21 protein-coding genes are annotated in these 23,491 nt (G+C 56.6%); 9 read left to right on the top strand and 12 right to left on the bottom strand.

Translation table 11 applies throughout. The annotated features are described in order from the left end of the window. Window positions 1–239: 239 nt before the first annotated feature. Complete coding sequence (locus CHB79_RS17025; RefSeq protein WP_010488829.1) at window positions 240–1,895, top strand: electron transfer flavoprotein-ubiquinone oxidoreductase; 1,656 nt, start codon at window positions 240–242, stop codon at window positions 1,893–1,895. 148 nt (window positions 1,896–2,043) lie between these two features. Here the strand turns inward: CHB79_RS17025 and CHB79_RS17020 are convergent, their stop codons facing one another. Both CHB79_RS17020 and CHB79_RS17015 read right to left on the bottom strand, forming a co-directional pair. After that, entirely contained in the window at window positions 2,044–2,613 is a 570-nt protein-coding gene (locus CHB79_RS17020; RefSeq protein ID WP_089360763.1) for a DUF1285 domain-containing protein, read from the bottom strand. A gap of 54 nt (window positions 2,614–2,667) precedes the next feature. Then, window positions 2,668–3,279: a DUF4823 domain-containing protein gene (locus CHB79_RS17015; RefSeq protein ID WP_425439610.1), complete on the bottom strand. Its 612-nt coding sequence runs from the start codon at window positions 3,277–3,279 to the stop codon at window positions 2,668–2,670. A 515-nt stretch (window positions 3,280–3,794) separates the two neighbouring features. Between CHB79_RS17015 and CHB79_RS17010 the strand changes: the two genes are divergently transcribed. From CHB79_RS17010 to CHB79_RS17000, 3 genes are all read left to right on the top strand, one after another. Further along, window positions 3,795–4,862, top strand: coding sequence for a DUF4331 family protein (locus CHB79_RS17010; protein WP_089360762.1), 1,068 nt, complete (start codon window positions 3,795–3,797; stop codon window positions 4,860–4,862). An 87-nt stretch (window positions 4,863–4,949) separates the two neighbouring features. After that, window positions 4,950–5,813, top strand: a complete 864-nt coding sequence (locus CHB79_RS17005; RefSeq protein WP_089360761.1) for a DUF4198 domain-containing protein — start codon at window positions 4,950–4,952, stop codon at window positions 5,811–5,813. 6 nt (window positions 5,814–5,819) lie between these two features. Continuing rightward, the gene (locus tag CHB79_RS17000; protein ID WP_089360760.1) at window positions 5,820–6,401 is read left to right on the top strand and encodes a HupE/UreJ family protein; all 582 of its coding nucleotides are present in this window, start codon (window positions 5,820–5,822) and stop codon (window positions 6,399–6,401) included. 48 nt (window positions 6,402–6,449) lie between these two features. On the opposite strand, the gene nirD is transcribed toward CHB79_RS17000, so the two are convergent. The 7 genes from nirD to CHB79_RS16965 form a co-directional block, all read right to left on the bottom strand. After that, window positions 6,450–6,818, bottom strand: coding sequence for a nitrite reductase small subunit NirD (gene nirD / locus CHB79_RS16995; RefSeq protein WP_010488840.1), 369 nt, complete (start codon window positions 6,816–6,818; stop codon window positions 6,450–6,452). Next, the gene (gene nirB / locus CHB79_RS16990) at window positions 6,818–9,379 is read right to left on the bottom strand and encodes a nitrite reductase large subunit NirB (protein WP_089360819.1); all 2,562 of its coding nucleotides are present in this window, start codon (window positions 9,377–9,379) and stop codon (window positions 6,818–6,820) included. Before nirB ends, nirD begins: the two co-directional genes overlap by 1 nt. A 429-nt stretch (window positions 9,380–9,808) precedes the next feature. Further along, window positions 9,809–11,533, bottom strand: coding sequence for a bifunctional protein-serine/threonine kinase/phosphatase (locus CHB79_RS16985; protein WP_089360759.1), 1,725 nt, complete (start codon window positions 11,531–11,533; stop codon window positions 9,809–9,811). A 51-nt stretch (window positions 11,534–11,584) separates the two neighbouring features. Then, window positions 11,585–12,397: a formate/nitrite transporter family protein gene (locus CHB79_RS16980; protein WP_010488846.1), complete on the bottom strand. Its 813-nt coding sequence runs from the start codon at window positions 12,395–12,397 to the stop codon at window positions 11,585–11,587. Between the two features lie 416 nt (window positions 12,398–12,813). After that, window positions 12,814–14,040 carry a c-type cytochrome gene (locus CHB79_RS16975; RefSeq protein WP_010488847.1) on the bottom strand — a complete coding sequence of 409 codons (1,227 nt, stop codon included), beginning with the start codon at window positions 14,038–14,040 and terminating at the stop codon, window positions 12,814–12,816. Between the two features lie 2 nt (window positions 14,041–14,042). After that, window positions 14,043–14,582, bottom strand: coding sequence for a (2Fe-2S)-binding protein (locus CHB79_RS16970; protein ID WP_010488848.1), 540 nt, complete (start codon window positions 14,580–14,582; stop codon window positions 14,043–14,045). After that, window positions 14,575–17,406: a xanthine dehydrogenase family protein molybdopterin-binding subunit gene (locus CHB79_RS16965; protein WP_089360758.1), complete on the bottom strand. Its 2,832-nt coding sequence runs from the start codon at window positions 17,404–17,406 to the stop codon at window positions 14,575–14,577. The genes CHB79_RS16970 and CHB79_RS16965 overlap by 8 nt, the downstream gene beginning before the upstream one ends. Before the next feature lie 332 nt (window positions 17,407–17,738). Between CHB79_RS16965 and CHB79_RS16960 the strand changes: the two genes are divergently transcribed. Beyond that, window positions 17,739–18,995, top strand: coding sequence for a cation:proton antiporter (locus CHB79_RS16960; protein ID WP_089360757.1), 1,257 nt, complete (start codon window positions 17,739–17,741; stop codon window positions 18,993–18,995). A gap of 18 nt (window positions 18,996–19,013) precedes the next feature. Here the strand turns inward: CHB79_RS16960 and CHB79_RS16955 are convergent, their stop codons facing one another. The 3 genes from CHB79_RS16955 to tam form a co-directional block, all read right to left on the bottom strand. Then, on the bottom strand, window positions 19,014–19,706 hold the full coding sequence (locus tag CHB79_RS16955; protein ID WP_089360756.1) for an RES family NAD+ phosphorylase: 693 nt from the start codon (window positions 19,704–19,706) through the stop codon (window positions 19,014–19,016). Then, a complete protein-coding gene (locus CHB79_RS16950) occupies window positions 19,700–20,104 on the bottom strand; it encodes an antitoxin Xre-like helix-turn-helix domain-containing protein (protein WP_010488852.1) in 405 nt (134 codons plus the stop codon). The genes CHB79_RS16955 and CHB79_RS16950 overlap by 7 nt, the downstream gene beginning before the upstream one ends. Before the next feature lie 123 nt (window positions 20,105–20,227). After that, on the bottom strand, window positions 20,228–20,989 hold the full coding sequence (gene tam, locus CHB79_RS16945) for a trans-aconitate 2-methyltransferase (protein WP_089360755.1): 762 nt from the start codon (window positions 20,987–20,989) through the stop codon (window positions 20,228–20,230). Window positions 20,990–21,195: 206 nt separating this feature from the next. On the opposite strand from tam, the gene CHB79_RS16940 reads away from it, so the two are divergent. The 4 genes from CHB79_RS16940 (at window position 21,196) to CHB79_RS16925 (ending at window position 23,284) form a co-directional block, all read left to right on the top strand. After that, window positions 21,196–21,543 (top strand): metalloregulator ArsR/SmtB family transcription factor, encoded by a 348-nt coding sequence (locus CHB79_RS16940; RefSeq protein WP_089360754.1) that lies wholly within the window; start codon window positions 21,196–21,198, stop codon window positions 21,541–21,543. A gap of 47 nt (window positions 21,544–21,590) precedes the next feature. Further along, entirely contained in the window at window positions 21,591–22,061 is a 471-nt protein-coding gene (locus CHB79_RS16935) for an arsenate reductase ArsC (protein ID WP_089360753.1), read from the top strand. A 9-nt stretch (window positions 22,062–22,070) separates the two neighbouring features. Beyond that, window positions 22,071–22,769 carry an arsenical resistance protein ArsH gene (arsH, locus tag CHB79_RS16930; protein WP_089360752.1) on the top strand — a complete coding sequence of 233 codons (699 nt, stop codon included), beginning with the start codon at window positions 22,071–22,073 and terminating at the stop codon, window positions 22,767–22,769. A 197-nt stretch (window positions 22,770–22,966) separates the two neighbouring features. Beyond that, complete coding sequence (locus CHB79_RS16925; RefSeq protein ID WP_089360751.1) at window positions 22,967–23,284, top strand: isochorismate lyase; 318 nt, start codon at window positions 22,967–22,969, stop codon at window positions 23,282–23,284. Window positions 23,285–23,491 lie beyond the last annotated feature (207 nt).

The raw sequence follows: 23,491 nt of genomic DNA, 5'->3' as shown, positions 1-23,491 counted from the left end.
TCAGCCCAGACGGCGAGCGCAAAACCGCCCGTATCTTGACTGCAGAGCAGGGTGTGGTCAATACACCGAACCGGCCAGTCATCTTTCTTGTAGTAATTTTCCAACAGTCCTACAGAAAATTCAAACAAACGTTTGTATTGGCCCGGACGGCGTGTGTAGATATAATGCGCCAGCATGGCTTTGGGCGCGAGCCAGCCACCATTATAAAATATTAAGAGTGCCTGAGTAGGAGATAACCTGTGGAACGCGAATTTATGGAGTTCGACGTCGTCATCGTTGGAGCTGGCCCAGCAGGCCTGTCCGCCGCATGCCGACTGAAACAAAAAGCTGCCGACGCAGGTAAAGAAATTAGCGTCTGCGTGGTCGAGAAAGGTTCCGAAGTCGGCGCCCACATTCTATCCGGCGCGGTATTCGAGCCGCGCGCGCTGAACGAGCTGTTCCCCAACTGGAAAGAGCTTGAAGCCCCGCTCAACACCCCGGTAAAGCGTGACGACATATATATGTTGAAGAGCGCCGAGAGCGCAACCAAAATCCCGGGCATGTTCGTGCCAAAGACCATGCACAACGAAGGCAACTACATCATCTCGTTGGGCAACCTCTGCCGCTGGCTGGCCCAGCAGGCTGAAAACCTCGGTGTAGAAATCTACCCTGGTTTCGCGGCACAAGAAGTCCTGATCAACGAAAATAACGTTGTCACCGGTATTCTCACCGGTGATTTGGGCGTTGATCGCGAGGGCAACCCAAAAGAAGGCGTCTATACGCCAGGTATTGAGTTGCGCGCCAAGTACACCCTGTTTGCCGAAGGCTGCCGTGGCCACCTGGGCAAGCAGCTGATCAAGAAATTCAACCTCGACACCGAAGCCGATGCTCAGCATTACGGCATCGGCCTCAAGGAAATCTGGGACATCGACCCGGCCAAGCACGAACAAGGCCTGGTGGTGCACACTGCTGGCTGGCCGCTGGACGATGAGAACATGGGTGGCTCGTTCCTCTATCACCTGGAAAACAACCAGGTGGTCGTCGGCCTGATCGTTGACCTGTCCTACAGCAACCCGTTCCTGTCGCCATTCGACGAGTTCCAGCGCTACAAGCATCATCCGGTGATTGCCCAGTACCTCGAAGGCGGCAAACGCGTCAGCTACGGCGCGCGCGCGATCTCCAAAGGTGGCCTTAACTCACTGCCGAAAATGGTATTCAACGGCGGCGCACTGATCGGTTGTGACCTCGGCACCCTGAACTTCGCCAAGATCAAGGGCAGCCACACGGCCATGAAATCCGGCATGCTGGCAGCTGAAGCAGTCGCCGACGCGCTTTTTGCCGGCAGCGAAGGTGGTGACCAACTGACTGGTTACGTCGACAGCTTCAAATCGAGCTGGCTCTACGACGAGCTGTTCCGCAGCCGTAACTTCGGCCCGGCCATGCACAAATACGGCGCTCTGCTCGGTGGTGCATTCAACTTTATCGACCAGAACATCTTCGGCGGCAAGATCCCGTTTACCCTGCATGACACCAAGCCGGATTACGCCTGCCTGAAGCTTGCAGCTGACTCCAAGCGCATCGACTACCCGAAACCAGACGGCAAGCTGAGCTTCGACAAACTGTCTTCGGTATTTCTGTCCAGCACCAACCATGAAGAAGAGCAGCCTTGCCACTTGAAACTGGCTGACGCGAGCATTCCAGTTGGGAAGAACTTGCCGATGTACGACGAACCGGCGCAGCGCTACTGCCCTGCCGGGGTTTATGAAATCGTCACCCAGGAAGATGGCGAGAAGCGATTCCAGATAAACGCGCAGAACTGCGTGCACTGCAAGACCTGCGACATCAAGGATCCTGCCCAGAACATCACCTGGGTGGCGCCTGAAGGTGCTGGCGGCCCGAACTACCCGAACATGTAATTACAGCCGCTTAATAAAATGCCCGCTGCCAAAACAGCGGGCATTTTTTATGGCCAAGTTAAAAATTTGCAGCCCCGATGACGCCTTTATCATCCGCTTATTGCCCTGCATTGGCGGACAAGCTTCGTATTACGCCCCACAGAGTGCCTCAATCCGGTTGCGGGGCAATGGGGAAAAACTGGCCACTGCTCCAGACACCAAGCCAGCTCTGGCCATCGATATCGCGTGGCACAGCGAGCTCGACCAATTGATAGAACACATTACGATGGATCAGTGCATCAAGGTTGGTGCGCACCCGTACAAAAGGCGTGGGTTCCTGGGTTTGCGGATCCAGTTCAACACGAATCGGATACTCGGCACCGGCAACAATTTCATCATCAACATTATTAGTGAAACGCAGTACCTGAGCCTCGCCCTCGCCCTCCACCGCCAGCGCTATTGCCACAAAGGGCGCTACATCGACGCGGATTCCGACTTTTTCGACCGGGGTGACCAGAACGTAGTCATCGCCATCGCGTCGAATAATGGTTGAGAACAACTTGACCATTGGCTTGCGCCCAATCGGCGTGCCCATGTAGAACCAGGTACCGTCCCGGGCAATACGCATGTCGATATCGCCGCAAAAATCCGGATTCCACAAATGCACCGGCGGCAAGCCTTTGCCTTCGCCTTTCGGTATCTGCGAAAGCAGGTCATTTGCCTTGCCTGAATCAGTCATACCCTCTCCTTTGCTCCCTGCTCAGTATCGGTACAGAGACACGACACTGTGCGATCAATCACTCAAGCCAATCAGACTACGCGCATACTGTTCAAGCGGCGGGCCGATCAGGTCTTCCGGCTTTTCATCATAAAAGGTCAGAAAGCCCCCGCGGCTACGAATCCGCGCGGTGTCGACCAAGTAGCGCGTATTGGTCTCGATCAACATTAACTGAATCACCCCGCTATCGACACCAATACGGTCCAACGCCTCTTGATCCTCCCATTCGGTGCCCGTGCCGATGCGGTCATCTGCCGTGGCAAAACGCCCATAAAGCAGATAATGCGCACCCGCTGCACGTGCCTCACTCATTGCCTGCTCAAGGCCAAGCGGTGTTCGAGCCCTGCGCACCAGCGGGAAGTACTCGATAAAGCCCTTGAAGGCTTCCTCAGCGACAATATTAGCCTTTGGATTGGCTTCGCCACGCGGGGTGAAGTAGCCCTGAGCGATATAAATAAACGAGTCAGCCTGCAAGCGACGCGAGTTCGCCCGCTGCGTACTGCTATGGTCAAGCACGCCAGCATCACGCAATTGATACTCGGTGCCAGCTGCCATATCACTGACAGTCATGCATCCAGCCATCGGCAAAAGCGCCAACAAAGCTAACAACGGAAACAGCCTAGGCATTATTCTTCTCCCGTACCGGTGCCAAAATACCGGCGAATATGCAGGCGATGCAGGTTCCACGCCAAATCCCCATGAGCCTCTGGCCGCCCGGAATCACGTATCCAGACAAGGCGAGCCCTCATGGATGATTCAGGCCCGGGCTAACTGTTCCTGTATCCAGATTGTCGCCAATCAGGCGCCCAGCTCTACAAGAAGCCAGGAAGGGCTCTGATAATGGGGCCGGAGATGTCTTAAAGGCCGGCGCACCATGCAAAACATTCGCAATAAAATGATGAAATACCAGCCCCGCCATGACTCCCTCAAAAAGCCATGGAAGCCGCCTCCAGACCGCACAGCCCTTCAAGTTGACCCGATTAAAACCGCTCTATACCCTGTGCGGCTTGAGTGCCTGGACAGCTTGCGCCGTGTGATATCTAACGGCCCCTGCCGTACCTGCAACACCTGACATTCAGGATGATTACGCTACGGACGGAAAAGCGTAACAGTGCTCAAAAACAATCAATAAGGAGATAGATATGTTCAAAAACCTAAGGACACTCAATACTGCAATCGCCTTGACTGCAGCCATAGCAGGCAGCAACCAGGCGCTGGCCAGCCATCATTTTGAATCTACCATCGTTCAAAAAACGCCCACGCTGAATCAACTGGACAACTACGTTTTCGCCTCCGATCGTCCTGATCACACAGTCTTTGTAATGGACGTAAGCGCCGTACCGAAAGCCGGGGTTGATGGCACCTTCTCAACCAAAGGGCTGTACAACATCCACGTAGCCAATGATGACAGCTATAAAACTGGACATACCTTTAGCTTCCGCTTCCAGGGTGCCGATCATTTCACCCTCTATCAGTCTGACGCGCCCAACGCGGCTGTCGGAACCATCGGCACCAAGATTGGTGAAGGCACCGTTGGCAAGGCCGTCGAACTGAAAAACGGCATTAAAGTCTGGACCGGCGTCGTCAAGGATCCGTTCTACGGCAACTCCACCAGCCTTGGTCTGCTGCGTGCACAGCTCAACAACGGCACACCTTATGACCCGGCAATCTGGGCGCAAGCCAAGGGCAAAAGCATCTTCATTGGCCGCAAAGCCGCTGCAATCGTGCTGGATGTACCTAACTCAATGCTTGCCAAGACTATACATGCCTTCATGACCACCGCCGTGGAGAAAGACGGTGCCTGGACGCAGGTTCAGTACTCGGCAAATCCTTTGCTTTCACACACCATGCTCTTCGAAAACGGCGCGCTCAAGGCAGTGCTTAATGGCAGCCGTCCGGACACGCAAAAGGCAATCAAACCATTTGTATCTGCTCGCATCACCCGCTCGGTGCTACTGGCCAAATCACAGAAAGACCCAATCAAGTACGCCGACGAAGTAACCAATACCCTGGTGCCGGATGTGCTTACCTACAAAACGGGCACCCCGGCCAAGTACTCCGCGAGCGAACGCAATGGCCGCTCGCTGGATGATGACGCCATGAGCGCCGTATTGAGCATGATGCTGGGCACCCCTACCGACCAGAAAATCGCTAATCCGAAACTGCATACCCCAACCTTCCCCTACCTGATCCCAACTTCTGTCGACTAAACCGTCACAGGCTCACAGGACCCGCGACGAATCAGCTGTGCAGTTGATTTGCCGCGGGTTACTTTTCTCGGAATCAAGGATGAGGCTATGTATTCGCTAATGGATTTTTTAGCAGACGATTTTCCCTATGCTCCCAAGAAACTAAGCTTGCGACTGCGCCAAGCTACGGCAGTGCTGGGCATGTTGATGCTCGCGCCGCTGGCCATGGCCCATGAGTTCTGGCTGGTCCCGCATGACGCACAGACAGGCCTGGAAAAAAAAGTGGTGTTCGAACTTCGGGTCGGACCAACCTGGCCTGGCGTGCAAACGCCTCGCATAGATAACCTGGTCAACTGGTTCAAGGCCAAGGACGCCCAAGGCGAATGGAATGTCGCCGGTCGGGATCGCACGCTCGCGGTGGGCAACTTCACCACCCGATCACCTGGCGCGACCCTGGTCGGTATGCGCACCAACAGCGCCCACCTTGAGCTGTCGGCATCAGAGTTCAACAAGTACCTGAGCGAAGAAGGCTTGACCGAGGTCATCAAAACCCGCGAACGCTTCGGCTTGAGTGACGCACCCGGTCGCGAGAACTTCTCTCGCTGCGCCAAGAGCATCATCCTCGTCGACGGCCAAAGCCAGGGTTATAACCAGCAGATCGGCCTGCCGCTGGAGCTTGTCCTGCAGACTGATCCGCTGGCATTGGACAGTGACAAGCCGTTCGGCATTCAACTGCTGTTCAACGGCGAGCCACTGCCGAACACCTTGATCAAGGCTCAGCTAAAGGCCGAACCACCGATTGAGCTTAGCGCCACCTCCGATAGCCAGGGCCGTGTCACGTTCAAGCTTCCCCAAGAAGGCTTGTGGCTATTCAACGCAGTGCACATGGAACCCAGCGTCGAAGACGATAGCGATTGGGAAAGCCTGTGGGCCTCCCTGACAGTTCAACTATCCAATAACAACAGCGAGTAGGCGCCCATGACCTTTAGCATTCGAAACTACCAGCAACCTCTGCTCTTGCTGCTCATCATGCTCACCAGCACCGCCGCACAGGCGCATACAGGCGCAGAGGCTGGCTGGCTGCACCCGTTATCCGGCGTTGATCACCTGCTGGCCATGATCGCCATTGGCGCCTGGAGCTGCCAGATGGGTGGCCGCGCCATCTGGATCGTCCCTAGCGCCTTTGTCTGCAGCATGTTGTTCGGCGGGATACTGGGCTTCGAGCAAGTCGACCTGCCCGGTGTTGAGATTGGTATTGTGCTGTCGGTAATTCTGCTAGGGCTTGCAATCGCCTTGGAGAAAACCTTTCCGGTGGTCATTGCCGCCTTTGGCGTGGGCATTTTCGGAATGTTCCATGGCTACGCCCACGGCTACGAAATGCCGGTGATGGACAACAAGCTGGCCTATTCAGCCGGCTTCCTCAGTACCACGGCCGCCCTTCATGTGGTCGGTGCTGTTGGCGCACTCTTGATACTCAAGCTGCCACGCGGCCGAGTCATACTCTGCACACTGGGTACCATTTGTGCCCTATGCGGCGTCTACTTGGCGACTCAGCTCTAAGCACAGCACTCCCCTTGGGCAATGCATCACGTGCATTGCCCAAGGTATTCAACCCATCGCAATCTCTACGGTTTCGCCATGCAAGCGCACAGGCCAGGTGCGCAGGCTCTGTTCCGGATACTCCAGGCAGGTGCCATCATCCAGGCGGAAGTGCTGCTTATAAAGCGGTGCGGCAATGACCAAGTTGCCGGATAAACTGCCGACAATGCCGCGGCCAATCACATTGGCACCAGACTTGGGGTCGCGATTATCAACTGCATACAGTTGTTTGTCTCCGGGCTCACCCGGCAGGTAGAACAAGGCCACTTGTATGCCATCGACCCAGGCCACTACCCCCGAGTTTGCGACCAGGTCCTGGCGACTGCACAAGGACTGCCAACCCTGGCCTTGCTGCACTTTTGCTTCTACGCGGCTCATCAGATCACCTCCTCGAATAGCGGAATCAGGGACAACTCGGTGTCACGGACAGGGCGACGTTGCTGGCGCTCCTTGACGAAATGAATATCCGGGTCGCTGCGTTTGTCGTTGACGAAGGTGCGAAAGCGTTTGAGCTTCTCCGGATCATTAAGTGCATTGGCCCACTCACATTCGTAGCGATCAACCACCAGTTGCATCTGCGCCTCCAACTCGCTGGCCAGGCCCAGGCTATCGTCGATGATGACCGCCTTGAGGTAATCCAGACCGCCCTCGAGGGACTCGCGCCATACCGAGGTGCGCTGCAAGCGGTCGGCGGTGCGGATGTAAAACATCAAGAAGCGGTCGATATAGCGGATTAGCGTGGCATCATCCAGGTCAGTCGCGAACAGTTCGGCATGACGGGGGCGCATGCCGCCGTTGCCGCTGACGTAGAGGTTCCAGCCGTTTTCAGTGGCGATGACACCCACATCCTTGCTTTGCGCCTCGGCGCACTCGCGGGTGCATCCGGAAACGGCAAACTTGATCTTGTGAGGTGAGCGCAAGCCTTTGTAACGATCCTCCAGAACCAGCGCCATGCCCACGCTATCCTGCACCCCATAACGGCACCAGTTGCTGCCCACGCAAGACTTCACGGTACGCAACGACTTGCCATAGGCGTGGCCTGTCTCGAACCCGGCGGCAATCAACTCGCTCCAGATATCCGGCAATTGGTGTAGTTGTGCGCCGAACAAATCGATGCGCTGGCCGCCGGTGATCTTGGTGTAGAGGTCGTACTTTTTCGCCACAGCGCCAATTGCGATCAGCCCATCCGGCGTCACCTCACCGCCGGGAATGCGCGGCACCACCGAGTAGGTTCCATTCTTTTGCATGTTGGCCATGAAGGTGTCATTGGTGTCTTGCAATGGCACCAACAAGGGGTCGGTGATAGAGCGATTCCAGCAGGATGCGAGTACCGACCCCACCGCTGGCTTACAGATGTCGCAACCAAGATGGCCCTTGCCGTACTTGCTCAACAGTTCGTCAAAACTCTCTATGCCCTCGACGCGCACAATCGAGTACAACTCCTGGCGGGTATAGGCGAAGTGCTCGCACAGGCTCTTGTCGACAACAACGCCACGGGCAGTCAACTCATGCTCGAAAACCTGCTTGAGCAAAGCTGCGCAGCCGCCACAGCCAGTCCCGGCCTTGGTACAGGTCTTGACCCCAGCAAGGTCGGCACAGCCATCATCAATCGCCGCGCACACTGCAGCCTTACTGACGTTATGACAGGAGCAAATAGTGGCCGTGTCCGGCAATGCATCGGCGCCCAATGCAGGTGCGCCCTCGCCTTGCGGCAAGATCAAGCAAGCGGGATCAGTTGGTAGCTTGATGCCGTTTTGCACATATTGCAGCAAGGCATCGTAATAACTGTTGTCCCCCACCAGCACGGCGCCAATGGCATGCTTGCCATCCGGCGAAACCACAAGGCGGCGATAGCTGGCCGTGGCCTCGTCGATAAAGCGATAGCTGCGCGAGCCGGCAGTAGCGCCATGCGCATCGCCAATCGAACCGACATCGACCCCAAGCAGCTTGAGCTTGGTCGACATGTCTGCCCCCATGAACGGCGTGCTGTCTTCACCGCATAGTTGCGCTGCAACCGCGCGAGCCATTTGATAACCGGGGGCGACCAAGCCAAAGACACTCCCGTTCCAGGCAGCGCATTCACCAATGGCGAATATTTGTGGGTCACTGCTACGGCACTGGCTGTCGATCGCCACGCCACCACGCGGCCCCAGCTCAAGACCACACTGCCTGGCAAGGGCGTCCTGCGGCCGGATACCGGCGGAAAACACGACCAGATCGGTCTCCAGAAACTCATCGCCAGTAAAGTTCATGCGGTAGCGATACTCATCACCAGCACTGATCGACTGCGTGGCGCAGGACAAATGCACACTCACTCCGAGCGCTTCAATTTGCGCCTTGAGCGCCAAGCCACCGTGATCATCCAGCTGCACGGGCATCAAGCGCGGCGCAAACTCAACCACATGCGCTTCCAGCCCCAGGGATTTCAGGGCATTGGCCGCCTCCAACCCCAACAGGCCGCCACCCACTACCACGCCGCGACGTGCATTCGTGGCCGCAACCTGGATAGTGTCCAGGTCGGCCAGGGTACGATAGACCAAGCGCGACTCGCCCTCGGCGCCTTCGATTGGCGGCACGAATGGATAAGAGCCCGTGGCCAGCACCAGCTTATCGAACGAGAAACAACCATCGGCGGTGATTACCTCTGCTCGCTGGCGATCGATCTCCAGCACCGGCACCCCCAAATGCAAAGTCAGCCCCGGCTGCTGATAGAGCTCAACCCCACTCAACGCCAGTGACTCGGCATCACGGCCGGTAAAGTATTCGGAAAGATGTACCCGGTCGTAGGCCCGCAACGGCTCTTCACTGAACACATGGATCTTGTACTGAGCCAGGGCGCCGCGCTCAACCAACTGCTCGACACAATGATGGCCGACCATGCCATTGCCAATAACGATCAGGGTTTGTGGATTTTTCAAGGTTGCGACACTGGAGTTCATAGAGCACCTATCCAAGCCAATCAGGTTTTCAAAGCAAAAAAAAGCGCCTGAAACCTTGCGGTTCCAGGCGCCTTTGCCTGTTCGTAAACGCTGGACTACAGGCTGCATGCCTGGCCTAGCGACTATTGCCCATGATCCTTGCAGATAGTTCGATCGCCTTTGATCGCCTGGGCCACCCACTTCTAGCGAGGGTATTGACTTAGTAAAAGCAAGGCTTATGCCACATTTTCAAAAGCGCTACAGTAGGCGTCTTGCACCGCTTTTGGCGGTGCTTATACAGCTCAAAGCAGGACTATCCGGAACTGCAATGGTGCAAATCCCGCTTGCGGCGCACCAGACTAATGCCAAGCAGCATTGCCAGATACGCTTGGGGGGCTCTGAAAAGCCAGTAAACCGAGGAAGTTACCGCTCTCCCTTTTCAGAGGCTCCTCAACCACCCCGGCTCAACAGCCAGATAACCAGCACCGCCAGGAACGCCGACAGCCCTTTCCAAAACAACAAGGGGTTACGCTCAAGTAATGGCGGCCGGTGCTTGCCGAGGATTTCCCGGCTGGGTTGGCGCAGTTCGAAGATAAATTCAGAAAGTGCGGCGTAGCGCTTGCGCGGGTCAGGTTGCAGCGCTTTGTGCAACACATCATCCAGCCAGGCAGGCAGTTCGAGGTCATGGTCTCGCAACGGTTGGTAGACCAGGCGGTTCTGCGCCGCGCGTTTTTTGCACTTGGCCACCTCGGCACCATAAGGCAACCGGCCGCTAAGCATTTGGTAGATGATGACCGCCAGGGAGTATTGATCGGAACCTGGTGAGCCGCGTTCACCGAGAAAATACTCAGGCGCGGTGTACTGCGCCGTGCCCAATAGCTGGTTGCGTTCAATGGGCGAGCTGATCTCCAGCAAACCGGCAACCTGTACCGAGCCAAAGTCTATCAGTTTCACGCCACCGCTGGGATCAATCATGATGTTGTCAGGACGTAGGTCCTGATGCAGCATTTCCAGGCGATGGAGGGCCTGCAAGCCTTTACCGATTTGCTCAGCCATGACCCGCACCAGCTCCAAGTCGGGCCGTGGGTGGTCAAGCAGCCACTGGCGCAGCGTCCGGCCCTCGACAAACTCGCTGACGCTATAGAGGTAGTTGCGCTTGCGTGTCTGGGCCGGTGCCTTGAGCACATGCGGGCTGTCGATACGCCGCGCAACCCACTCCTCGCCAAGCAAGCGCTCCAAGTGCGCCAGGTCATGTTGCATATCTACCGAGGGAGCCTTGAGTACCACCTGGGCCTGGCTCTCGATATCTTGTGCCAGGTAAATATGGCTGCGACTGCTGGCGTAGAGTTCACGGATTATCTGATAACCGTCAAACAGCTCGCGTGCCTCCAGTATTGGAGCAAATGGCAGCTCGGTCAGTCGCTGCTGTAACTCGCTGGCGTCCAGCTGTCCCAGACTGTCGAGCCGGACGAGTTGCAGCGTGAGATTGTCATCGCTGCCCTGTTCATAGGCATGTTCGACAATCGCCCGGGCAGCGCTATCCAAATCCCCGGCTTCGGCGATCAACTCAACCACACGCGCAGCGCTGGTGAACTCGTAGACGCCATCGGTTGCCAAGACAAAGTGATCGCCCGGCTCCAGCTGAAACCTGCGGTAATCCAGCTCAAGATACGCGTTGATGCCCATCGCCCGGCTCAGATAGCTCTTGTCCCGGGAGATCCAGAGTCGATGATCCTCTGTCAATTGCTCAAGCTGGCCATCGCGCAGACGGTAGATACGCGTATCACCCGCATGAAAGATATGCGCGGTAGTCGACTTGATGACCATTGCGCTCAGCGTGCACACATAACCCCGGTCGAGGTCATAGCGGTACTGGCTCTGCCGCGTCTGCGCATAGAGCCAGGAGTTCGTCGCCATCAGCACGCGTTGCGCCGATTTCTTCACCGACCATGCATCGGATGTACAGTAATAATCGCCCAGAAAGCTGCCCACCGCAGACTCGCTGGCAATGTGGCTGACAGCGCTGCTGCTGATGCCGTCCGCCAGGGCAATGGCAATGCCTTTGCTTGACAGCTGCGGCTCCTGCGGAATGCAGATACCGTGAAAATCCTGATTGGTCGGCTTGCGTCCCCTGGTCGAGTATTGCCCTACCGAAACCTTGAGCTGGCTTGTCATGCGACTCCCGACACACCCCGCCAGCACCTGGATCGGGGCGTTATGGCGCAATTAACTGAAAGAGCGCTTAGGAGCCGTCCGCACATGGGTGGTGTACAGGGTCAGGCCGGTAAAAGCCAGGCCGCCAACCAAGTTACCCAGTGCAGTCGGGATTTCATTCCAGAGCATGTAATCCATTACCGAGAAATTACCGCCCATGATCATCGCTGACGGGAACAGGAACATGTTCACCACCGAATGCTCAAAACCCATGTAGAAAAACAGCATGATCGGCATCCACATGGCGATGGTCTTGCCACTGACGGTGGTCGAGATCATCGCTCCCACAACCCCCATCGAAACCATCCAGTTGCACAGCATGCCGCGCAGGAAAATGGTCAGCCAGCCCGCGAGACCGTACTCGGCATAACCCAGGGTGCGCGCCTCGCCAATGTGCGAAATTTTTTCGCCGATGACACCGGGGCTGGTAGAAAAACCGTAGGTAAAGACAAATGCCATCATGACTGCCACAGTTAATGCACCGGCGAAGTTGCCGGTAAATACCAATCCCCAATTGCGCAGGACGCCACCCAGGGTCACACCAGGACGCCTGTCGAGCAGCGCCAATGGCGTGAGTACGAACACCCCGGTGAGCAAGTCGAACCCCATCAGGTAAAGCATTACGAAACCAACCGGGAACAACATGGCACCAATCAACGGCATGCCAGTTTGTACGGTTATGGTGATTGCAAACACAGCCGCCAAAGCCAGGATCGCACCCGCCATAAAAGCACGAATAAGGGTGTCACGGGTGGACATGAACACCTTGGACTCACCGGCATCCACCATTTTGCTGACAAACTCTGCAGGAGCTAGATAGGACATAGTATTTCTCTGGATATGAGTTTCGAAATGCAAAAAAAAGGCGCCTAGAGCCTTTCGACTCCAGGCGCCTTTGCCTGTTAATTCATGGGCTCATTGCCCTATGTGATACAACCGCCCGTGATACTTGATGCCGCCTGATCGCCGTTGATCATGAAGCCATCACTGGTACGCTCGTGAATTGGATTACCAACACCAGCCCCATCACAGCAAGTTGCGCGCCAAACTTCCTCAACCGGCGTTGCAGAGCCTCCGCCCAGGTTTATCGAACCAACAACAAGGCATCCTGGAACCAAAACAGAGCATTGCCCGGGGAAAACGCCCCATTGTGTGACCGGATATCCAAGCCATAAAAAACCCGCTACCAACAGACTTGATGGCAGCGGGTTGCTTGTCCTTCGAGCTTACATGCAGTGCAGTTAATGCTCGGCGGAAGGTGCTTGCGCCTGCAAAGCCTGGATATCGCTGACCGCCAGGTCACCGGGCTTGCCACCCCAGCTCTGGCGTAGGTAATTGAGCAGGTCGGTAAGCTGCTGATCACTCAACTTGTCGGCAAAACCCGGCATCGGTTGCATCCGCTCGAAACCAGTGAACTGCTGCTCAGCAATGCCATCCTCAATCACCCGTAGCAGGTTGCGCGGATCATCCAGGCGCAATGTGGTGTTGCCGCGCATGGCGACCGCGATATGTGGCTTGCCCTCGCCTTGTGCAGCGTGACAACCAGCACATACATTCAGGTATTGCTGGCGACCCTTTTGCGCACTTGGGCTGAGCTTGTCGAATGCCACTTCATCCAGCGCTTTAGCCTCTGGCGGTTGATCGCCGAGCAAGAATGTCGCCATGGCTGCCAGATCAGCATCAGTCAGGTGCTGGGTGCTGTTATGGAACACCGGGTACATCTCGTTGAACATGGTGCCCTGCGCACTCATGCCATGCTTGAGGAATGATGCAAGGTCCTGGTGATTCCAGCCGCGAGCGGCCAGGTCATCACTCAACAGCGATGGTGCCAGGTACCCATTGAGCACACCGCCAGCCATGCGTTTATCCAGTTCCATGGCACCGGTTTCACCCCGTGGCGTGTGGCATTCGCCGCAATGGCCAAGCACATCGACCATGTACTGGCCACGCTTCCATGGCGCGCTTTTGCCTTCAGCCGATTGCAGTTGCAAATCTTCGGCGTAAATCATGTTCCAGCCGATCAAGCCCAGCCGAATATTGAACGGAAAGCTCAGGCTGGTCTGCGGTGCGTCGCGCTCGACTGGCTCGATGGTCTTGAGGTAGGCGTGAATCGCATCCGAGTCCTGACGTGGCATCAGGTGGTACGAAGTGTAGGGCATTGCAGGATACAGGTTGGCACCATCGCGACGCTTGCCCTGGGTAAGCGCGGCGAAGAACTCCTCATCGCTATACAAGCCGATGCCGTGTTCTTTGCTTGGGGTGATATTGGTGCCATAGATGGTGCCGAAGGGCGAGACAATCGGCAGGCCACCGGCATAGGGCGCGCCACCGGGTTTGGTATGGCAGGCCATGCAGTCGGCGGCACGGGCGAGATAGGCGCCGCGCTCGACCTGGCCATCGGCATGCGCCGACAGCAACGGGGCGGCCAGGCCAAGTGCCAGGCTCAGGCGCAGAAATAAATGCTTCATGCTTAGCCCTCCCTGACCAGGCCGAGATCGGTCAGCACATTGCGCGTGGCGCTAAAGTAACGAACATAGCCAGTGCAACGGCAAATGTGATGACCAAGACTGTCTTCAATGACCTGCTCCAGCTGGCTGTTGACGACCGGCTTGCGCTGAAGTTTCTCGACCAACAAGGTCGCAGCATTGACGAAGCCTGGAGCGCAATAGCTGCACTGGAAGGCAAACTCATCGACAAAGCGCTGCTGGATCGGGTTCAGCTCGGTAACCTTGCCCTGCTCATCACGGCTGGCGTGGCCTTCGATTGTGCGAACCTTTTTCCCTGCAAAATAATGCGCACCGGTGATACAGGTGCGCACCTCTTCACTGGTGCCGTCGGGATTGTCGACTATCACCACGCAGGCATGGCAGATACCCTGGCCGCAGCCCAGGCGCGAGCCAGTAAGGTTTTCGTATTCGTGCAGGTAATCGATCATCGGCAGATCATCGGGGATGTCCGCCGAGTCCACGGCTTTACCGTTGAGGGTCAGTTGCAGCGGACGATTAGCCATTGAGGGCCTCCTTGATTCGCGCAGAAGTGATAGGCAAGTCGCGAATGCGTTTACCAATGGCGTGGGCAACGGCATTGCCGATGGCGCCGACAACCGGAATCATCACCACTTCGGCAATGCCCTTCGATGGATCGCTCGCCGACAGCGGCGGCAGGATTTCCGCGCTCTGCTTCCAGACCGCAACGTGGCGCGACATGGGTAAGCGGTAGCGGTTGAAGTTCCAGTCACCCTCTCCCGGCCCGCCTTCATAGAGCGGCATTTCTTCCATCAGCGCATGACCGATGCCCATGGCGATGCCGCCTTCGAGCTGGCCCTTGACCAGTTCTTCAACCAACACCCGGCCACATTCGACCCAGGAATGATGATTGAGTACCTGCACCTCATGGGTGCCCTTGTTCACCTTCAACTCCACCAGGGTTGCTACCGGGCTGTAGTAAGTCACCGCAGCGTTATTGAGCTGGGTGTCCGGGTAATGCACATTCTGGCGATCGAGCAAATGAAAGCCGGCGCTGCTCATTTGCGCCTTTTTAACCTGCGCAGCCCCGTCACCATACTTCACTGCAAGGCCGTCGAGGGGCAAACGCTCGCGAACGCCATCAATGCTGAATTCGGACTCGGCCCAGCTCCAGCGGTTAAAAGCGTGCACGGTCGCGCCTGTGACCAGGCCGCGCTCATGGGCGTGCTTGGCCAGCTCGGTAAAGCTCAGTGGTTGCATGCCGTTGGCGGTGAGCTTGCCATCGACCCAATGCGCATCCTCGCGGCGCACCACATAGGGGTTGGCCTGACCGCCATATGGGCCCTGGCGCCATATCTGCAAGGCCGCTGGCCACAGTCCATGATTGAACAGCACCCGCGCAGCCTCACGCGTGGCGTGGCTAAAGTAGTAGGCTGAATTGGTTGCCGAAGAGGCAGAGGCCAACTTGCCGACCCAACGCGGATTACGCAGGAAGCTGTCCTGCTCTGCCTGGCTCATGGTGTAGGGATTACCGCCACTGGTGAGCTGCAGCTCCTTCCACTCGGTCTCGCCGGTTTTTACTTCAGTGGCTGGCATGCCGAGGAAATCCGCAACGACCAGCGCCTGGGACGTCGACATGCCTGTGCCGATTTCGATGCCGATGTGACGCAGACTGATGTGCCCATCGGCCGTGAATTCGATACTGGCCATCGGCGCCTCGGAGCCAGTACCGAAGTCTTTCTGGCAAATAGCGAAGCCAACGCCATGCCAGTGATCCGGATCCTGCGCCTCGCGTTGCTGCTTGAGCGCATCGCGATTTTTCCAGACCTCATGCACAGCTGCCTTGTCGAGGATTTCATGCAGGCGCAACGCACCGCCCGGCACCGCGCCCTGGGTATTTTTCATACCCGAAACCATGGCGTTCTTCTTGCGCAGGTCGATAGCATCAATGCCCAGACGTCCGGCAATTTCGTCGACCATCATCTCGGTGGACGCCATGCTCTGCAGCGTCCCGTAACCGCGCATTGACCCAGCCTCGACCGCGCGCGAGTGATAGGCAGTCACCTGCAAGTCGTTCTGCGGCATGTAGTAGATCGACTGTGCAGCGGTGGCTCCGACTGCCGCCACCGAAGGGCTGTAGTTGGCCCGCCCACCGCCATCGACTGTCATTTCAGCGCGGAAAATCTTGAAACTATGGTCGTTCTTGTCGACCGCCAGTTGGTAACGGATATCGAATGGATGACGCTTGATTCCACTCTGGAACTGCTCATAGCGATCATTGGCCAGACGTACCGGCACACCTGCGCCATACAGGGCTGCAAGTGCCGCGTAGTAGACAAATATATTGTGATCCTTGGAGCCGTAGCCAACTGTGTAGCCAGGATGCATGTTCAGCTTGGCCAGGCCGAAACGCGAAGGTGCGATCATCTTCGCCGTTTCCGTTGCGGCCTCATGCGGGCACTGGGTTGCCACCACGAAATGCAGGGTTTTGCTTACAGGATCGAACCAGCCATTGCCGTTGTCGGGCTCCATTGCGGCAGGCTCGATCGAAGGGGTCTTGTAGCGCTCGTCGAACACCAGCCAATCATCTGATGGATTGTCGATCTGTTGCTTCATGCGCTCGGCATAGAAAAGCCCGCGCTCGGTCAGGTTGCCGTGCAGGTCCGGCTGCGAATTCCATACCGGACGGCGGTTGCGCAGCATCGGGAACAGGATCGAATCCTTGAGGCTGGCGAACTCGTCTTCATCTGCGGATGTGGCACCACCGACCCGCACATAGCGGAAGCTGCCGTAAGGGTCTGCCTGGTACAGCGGCGCCTTGTCACCGTAGCGAATCGCCTTGTCATTGAACTTGAGCTTGAGCTTGGCCTGACGAAAACGCTCGAAATCATTCCAGATCAGAATCGCCACCGGATGACCAATAAACATTGGCACCTTGCCAACAGGCAACAGTGGATCGGGCGCATGCTCCTCGGGGAAAACAATGCCATCGTTGAGCAAATCTTCGGCGGTAACGATTCGGTCTGGCTGCAACTCGGCGCCGAGCCACGACAGATCCATGCCTGCGTATATGCGATCGGCCTTGATGGTTTTCAGCAGCATGGCATGCCCCTGCTGCGCGGGCCAACCCGGCATGTCCTTGGCCCGAATATCACGGGCAAAGACCTTGCTGCCGCACACCTTGGACAATGCATCATTACGCGAGCGCGCCTTGCCGTTGTTGCCGAGCCACTGCTCGGACGGCACGGTCACGCTGTCTTCCATCAAGGCCGCCATGGCCTTGCTGCCGAGTGGCATAAGCGTCACGCTCACGCCTGCCACCAGCCCGCCCTGAAGAAAGGAACGCCTGGATATATCACGGTTGGACATAAATCATCCTCTGGGCAGTTATCGACCTGCCCTTTTGCTTATGTATTGCACTTCAGCAATGCGCTTGCTGAAAAAGAGAGCCTTTGCATGCCAGTCAAATCCTGACTTACTGGTTAGGTTATTGGGTTTCAGCATCTGCCGCAAACAATCCGTTACAAAAACCTAAAAAAATCCGAGGACACCGCTTTGCTGACAACCAGTCGAAACCGCGTCGCCGACCGCAACGGGGGTTTGCTGATTGGGCAAGGTGTATGCTCTATGCCTTGGAAGTCAGTCGCTGGCAGCCCCAGCTCAACAAAGGGGCGCTAGCTGAGTAAGGAAATCCCCGCACCATGCTCGACATCATTGCGCTATTTCTCTGCATCACGGCGGCGCTCGCCTACCTTAATCGTCGTTATATAGGCTTGCCGCCTGCGATCGGCGTAATGGGGATTGCCCTGGCGCTGTCGTTGCTCAACATGTCACTCGATGCACTGGGCTTTCACACCCTGCACAGCCTTGAGCAATCGCTGGTCAAGTCCATCGACTTCTCCGAGTTGCTGATGCAGGGCATTTTGTCGTTGCTCCTGTTCGCCGGCGCACTCCATGTTGACTTGTCGCACCTGCGCGCTTACAGGTGGCAAGTTGCCTCGCTGGCCGTCGTGGGCACAACCCTTTCAACGCTCCTCATCGGCTTTGTTCTCTGGCAGTTGCTGACCTTGACTGACTTGCAACTGCCACTCTCCTATTGCCTGGTTTTCGGTGCCCTGATCTCACCGACCGACCCTATCGCGGTAATGGGCATCCTCAAGTCAGCGGGTGCGCCCAAGAGCGTTGAACTGGTGATCTCGGGAGAGTCGTTGTTTAACGACGGGGTCAGCGTCGTCTTGTTTTCACTCATTGTGGCGATGATTGCCAGCGGTGAAGCGCCCTCGGTATCAGGAGCCTCGCAACTGCTGCTCAAGGAAACCGGCGGCGGCATACTGTTGGGCGCAGTAGTCGGCTATGTCACTTACCGAATGCTCAAGAGCATAGACAGCTACCAGGAAGAAGTACTTATCACCCTGGCAGCGGTGCTGGGCGCCTATGCCATCGCAGCACACCTGCATATTTCCGGCCCGTTGGCGATGGTGGTCATGGGCCTGATAGTCGGCAATCAGGGACGCTCCTATGCAATGTCTGAACAGACCGAGAAGAACGTCGACATGTTTTGGGAGCTGATCGATGAAATCCTCAATGCCGTGCTCTTCGTACTGATCGGCCTGGAAGTGATTCTGATCCAGTTCTCCAATTCGCTTGTGGTCACCGGCCTGATGATTATCGTGCTGACGCTGCTCGCACGACTGTTGACTGCCGGGGTGCCGATTGCCCTGCTCGGCCAACGCTTCCGGCTGCCCAAAGGTGCCTGGAGTGTTGTCACCTGGGGCGGCTTGCGCGGCGGTATCTCGGTAGCACTGGCATTGTCGCTGCCGCCAGGCGAGGCGCGTGACCTGGTGGTGTCCCTCACCTACCTGGTGGTGGTTTTTTCCATCCTGGTTCAGGGCATGACCATCGGCAAGCTGGTCAAGCGAGTGATTCCCTGCAACCACGAGGCAAAGCCAAATGAGTGAGGCCTGAGCCGGCTCTGCTCAGAGCGTGCTGATCCGACTGACGCTGATGATGTGCCCATTCCAGACCATCTCATAATGGGCCGCCTGGATGATTGAGGCTACAGGTCGTGGCGTCAGCAGCGCCCAACAGATACCGCCAGGCGAACGCACCGAGTTGTAGCGCAAGCCCGGGCAATTGTTCTGTTTGGCTTGCTGACCAAGCTGACGAGCCTGGGTGTAATCATCAGGGTCATATATGGGGTCCGACAGCGGCACCTTGGTTGCATCAAGCATGCCCGCATCGGAGATAGTGCAGGTCAGCCCCCGGAAGACAAAACGCTCGTAGTTCAACCCTTCGACGTTCGCCCAATACACCCCCTGGTGATGACGCACCTCGGCAATGGCTACATCCATCTTATCCGCCATGTACAGGACCCCAAAACTGCCGTCGCTAAAGCGTGAGCCAGCCGGATTAACATGGGTAAACGGCGCCGTTGCGTAGGAACAGCCGGTGATCCCAAATGGAATCTCACTGCGCGCGATCAACTCCAGCCGACCGACCTGGTTGAGCAATCTTGGATTGGTCAGGGCCTGTAGCTGATAAATGGTTTCGAAATCAGCCACATCGGCAACGTCATCGAACAAGTCGATAGGCGGAAACTTGGAATTGACCAAGCGATGCAGCTGTAAATCCTCGCCGCCCAAGACCTCAAGGCTGTCCAGCCTTACCACTGGGCACCGCGCAACGCATCAATGCGCCGGAACGTCTCGTACAGCGAAATCATGTCGCCCTGGGCGATGATCTCCAGTGGCGTACGGCCATTGAAGAACTCGTTGCGGTTGGCCATCGAGACAAAGCCATAGACGTTTTCAGGGTTGTCGAACACCAGGCGCAGCGCGGCATGGATATTCAGCACAAAGCTAATGCGTTGCATCTGGTCAGCGTCGAGGCCGACTGTCCACTCGGCGTCGTTTTGCCTTGCCCTGGTGTAGGTGCTGCGTGAAATACGCAGCACCCGGCAGGCTTGTTCGGCCGATGCCTGCCACTTGTCGAGTATATTCAGCGCCGCCCGCAGCCCTGCCACGCACTGGCTCTTGGAAAAATCCTGAGTCTGTATAACTGCGGTCATATATACCACCCCGCCAATAATCTACAGAATCAAAACTAGCAGAAATGGATCTACAGAACAACAAGCAGATCAATTCACGGAGTCAATGCAAGCAACCGGATTACAGTCGGCAGAGCCAAAAGGCTAACGCTGGGCGACAACAAAAAGCCGTGGAAACGGCAGCAGCACGGTGCCATTAGCCAGTGCCGGGTATGCCTGGCTGATTCGAGCCAGATAATCATCGAGAAATACGCCCTGCTCTGCCGCCGTCAACTTGGCTAAAAACGGACGCAGAGCCGTACCCTTGAACCATTCCACTACAGCCTGATGCCCCTGCGCCAATGGGTGGTAATAGGTCGTATGCCAGACATCGACCACACTGCAATGCGGGCTGAGCAACTCATAATAGAAGTCCGCCGAGTGACGCGGGTTATGCTTGACGTCACCGATCTTGTCGGCCCACGGCCCCTGTACTGCAATCTCACGAGCGAGCACATGTGCAGGCTCAGCGAGGTTGTCTGGCATCTGCACCGCCAAGCTTCCACCCGGCGCCAACTGGGCGACCAGATGCGGGTACAGATCAGCATGATCCGGCACCCATTGCAGCGATGCATTGGCCAGGATCAGGTCGAAGCGTCGAGTGGGCTGCCATGCGGCAATGTCCGCCAGTTCGAAATCAAGCTGCGGCAAACGCTGGCGAGCGCTCTGCAGCATATCCTCGGAACTGTCGATGCCCATCACAACGGCATTTGGATAGCGCTGCGTCAACACCTCGGTCGAGTTGCCTGGCCCGCACCCCAAATCGACAGCAAGCCGCACATCGCTCGCAACTGCGGCGACAAGGTCGCGAACAGGCCGAGTTCGTTGTTGCTCAAACTTCGAATACTGCTGTGCAGACCAACTCATCACTCTTTCCTCATCCAACAATACGAGGCACACAGAGTAGTTGCTCATCACCCGGCAAACAATTATCTCACCTGGCGTCAACACCCCGAGCACAGTCCTCCCGACACTGAGCCTTACCCACAGTCTGACCTGCTCCGGTTTTATGTCTTGCATCTCATATATGAAAATACGTATATTCGAATATCCACATACCAAGAGCGCTTCACATGATCCAGCCTCCCGAGGTGTTCAAGAGTTTGGCCGACGAAACCCGCACCCGAGCCATGCTGCTTATATCTGAACAAGGCGAGCTTTGCGTTTGTGAGTTGATGTGCGCGCTCAACGAGAGCCAACCGAAAATCAGTCGCCACCTTGCACTATTGCGCAGTAATGGCCTGTTGCTTGATCGACGCCAGGGCCAGTGGGTCTATTACCGCCTCAACCCCGACCTGCCGGATTGGGTTCTACAGGTGCTGCAACTGACCTCCAGCGCCAACGCCCATTGGCTCCAGGACAACGCCACACGCCTGCAAAGCATGGATGGTCGCCCCGTCCGCGAAACGGCCTGTTGCTGACCCCGAGCCGAGTCAAACGCCTGAACCTCTGACATCTGGAGTAACCCATGCAAATCCTGTTCATGTGCACAGCCAACAGCTGTCGCAGTAGCCTCTCGGAAGCCATGTTCAATCACCTGGCACCGCAGGGATTCGAGGCTGTGAGTTCCGGCAGCTTCCCCAAGGGCCAAGTGCTGCCCCGCAGCCTGTCCACTTTGCAGCAGGCCGGGATCTCGATTGAAAACTTATACAGCAAAGGCAACGACGCCTTTGAAGATAACCCGCCAGATATCGTGATCACCGTCTGTGACAAAGCAGCTGGCGAAAGCTGCCCGGTGTATTTTGGCCTGGCACTCAAGGCCCATTGGGGGCTTGCCGACCCATCAGAGGTGACTGGTGACGAAACCGCGATTGACACCGCCTTCCGCTCCACCCTCGCCCACATAGAGCGACGTTGCAAAGCCTTTCTCGCACTGCCCTTCAACCGCTTAAGCCGTGATGAGCTCAAAACCGAGCTTGATCGAATCGGCAGGCTCTAAGGAGAATTTATGTCTGAACACCTGCCCAACCTGGATCAAACCCTGTTAGAGGGCGTGCAAAATCCGACACAGGCTTCGCACAAACCACGCATCTTGTTGCTTTACGGATCAACCCGCGAGCGTTCATTCAGCCGTTTGCTGGTGGAGGAAGCCGCGCGCCTGCTTGAGCACCTGGGCGCTGAACCACGCATCTTCAACCCCTCCGGTTTGCCATTGCCTGACGACGCGCCGGTCGAACATCCCAAGGTTCGTGAGTTACGTGAACTGGTGCTGTGGTCCGAAGGCCAGGTCTGGTGTTCACCTGAGCGCCACGGCGCAATGTCAGCGGTATTCAAGGCACAGATCGACTGGATACCTTTGGAACTCGGCGCGGTTCGCCCCACCCAGGGCAAAACCCTGGCGGTGATGCAGGTCTGTGGCGGCTCGCAATCATTTAACGCAGTCAATCAACTGCGCGTGCTGGGTCGCTGGATGCGCATGTTCACCATCCCCAACCAATCCTCGGTGCCCAAGGCCTACATGGAGTTTGACGAGGCCGGGCGAATGAAACCCTCCCCCTTCTACGACCGGGTTGTAGACGTAATGGAAGAACTGATGAAATTCACGGTGCTGCTGCGCGACCAGCAGGAATTTCTGGTGGATCGCTACTCGGAACGCAAGGAGTCGGCAGAACAACTGATGGCACGCGTAAACCAGCGGGCAATCTGAGAGGCGTGTTATAGATGGCATGTGTGGAAGATGCTGCGGGTATCCCGGCAAAACACTGGAGCGCAGGCCACGGCTATTTTGTTTCGGCTCGAACACTCAAACCAATAGCATGCTGCACCCCTATTATTTTTAATAAGTAATATCTGCGCAGAACCAATTTGTACCTACCGCTTCTATCTACAAAAGCAATTATCTACATGGATGTTATAAATCAGATGCCTCCCGCCGAGTGCGCAGGCATGGAAGATATCCGGCGCGACATCGACACCCTGGATCAAGCGATTGTCCAGTTACTAGGAAGGCGTTTTCAATACGTAGTTGCTGCCTCTAAATTCAAGACCTCTGCGGCCTCGGTACGGGCTTCGGATCGATTCGATGCCATGCTGATGACACGGCGCAATTGGGCAATGGAAGCAGGCCTAAGCCCAGACGCAATCGAAAAAATGTTTCGGGACCTGGTGAACCACTTTATTGCCGAAGAAATGAAGCACTGGGCAAGTCATCAAACTGAATAATCATTTCTGACTCCATCGCAGTTGCGTCAGGCTGCTTTTGGCTGAAACCTGCAGCTCGCGACGGGCAAGCGTCGGCCAGAAGTTGACGCTGATGACGGACAGAAATGCGCCATAAGCTTCAAATTATTCCATAAACAGAATCAGGGCAATCTAGATCCAGAAGCATACACACTTCACCCGAAACAGTTCATGAGACGAACTAACGTT

The organism is Pseudomonas segetis, assembly GCF_900188155.1.
Classification (GTDB): domain Bacteria; phylum Pseudomonadota; class Gammaproteobacteria; order Pseudomonadales; family Pseudomonadaceae; genus Aquipseudomonas; species Aquipseudomonas segetis.
The sequence above is the reverse complement of the archived record's forward strand: the minus strand, read 5'-3'. Positions and strand labels throughout refer to the sequence as shown.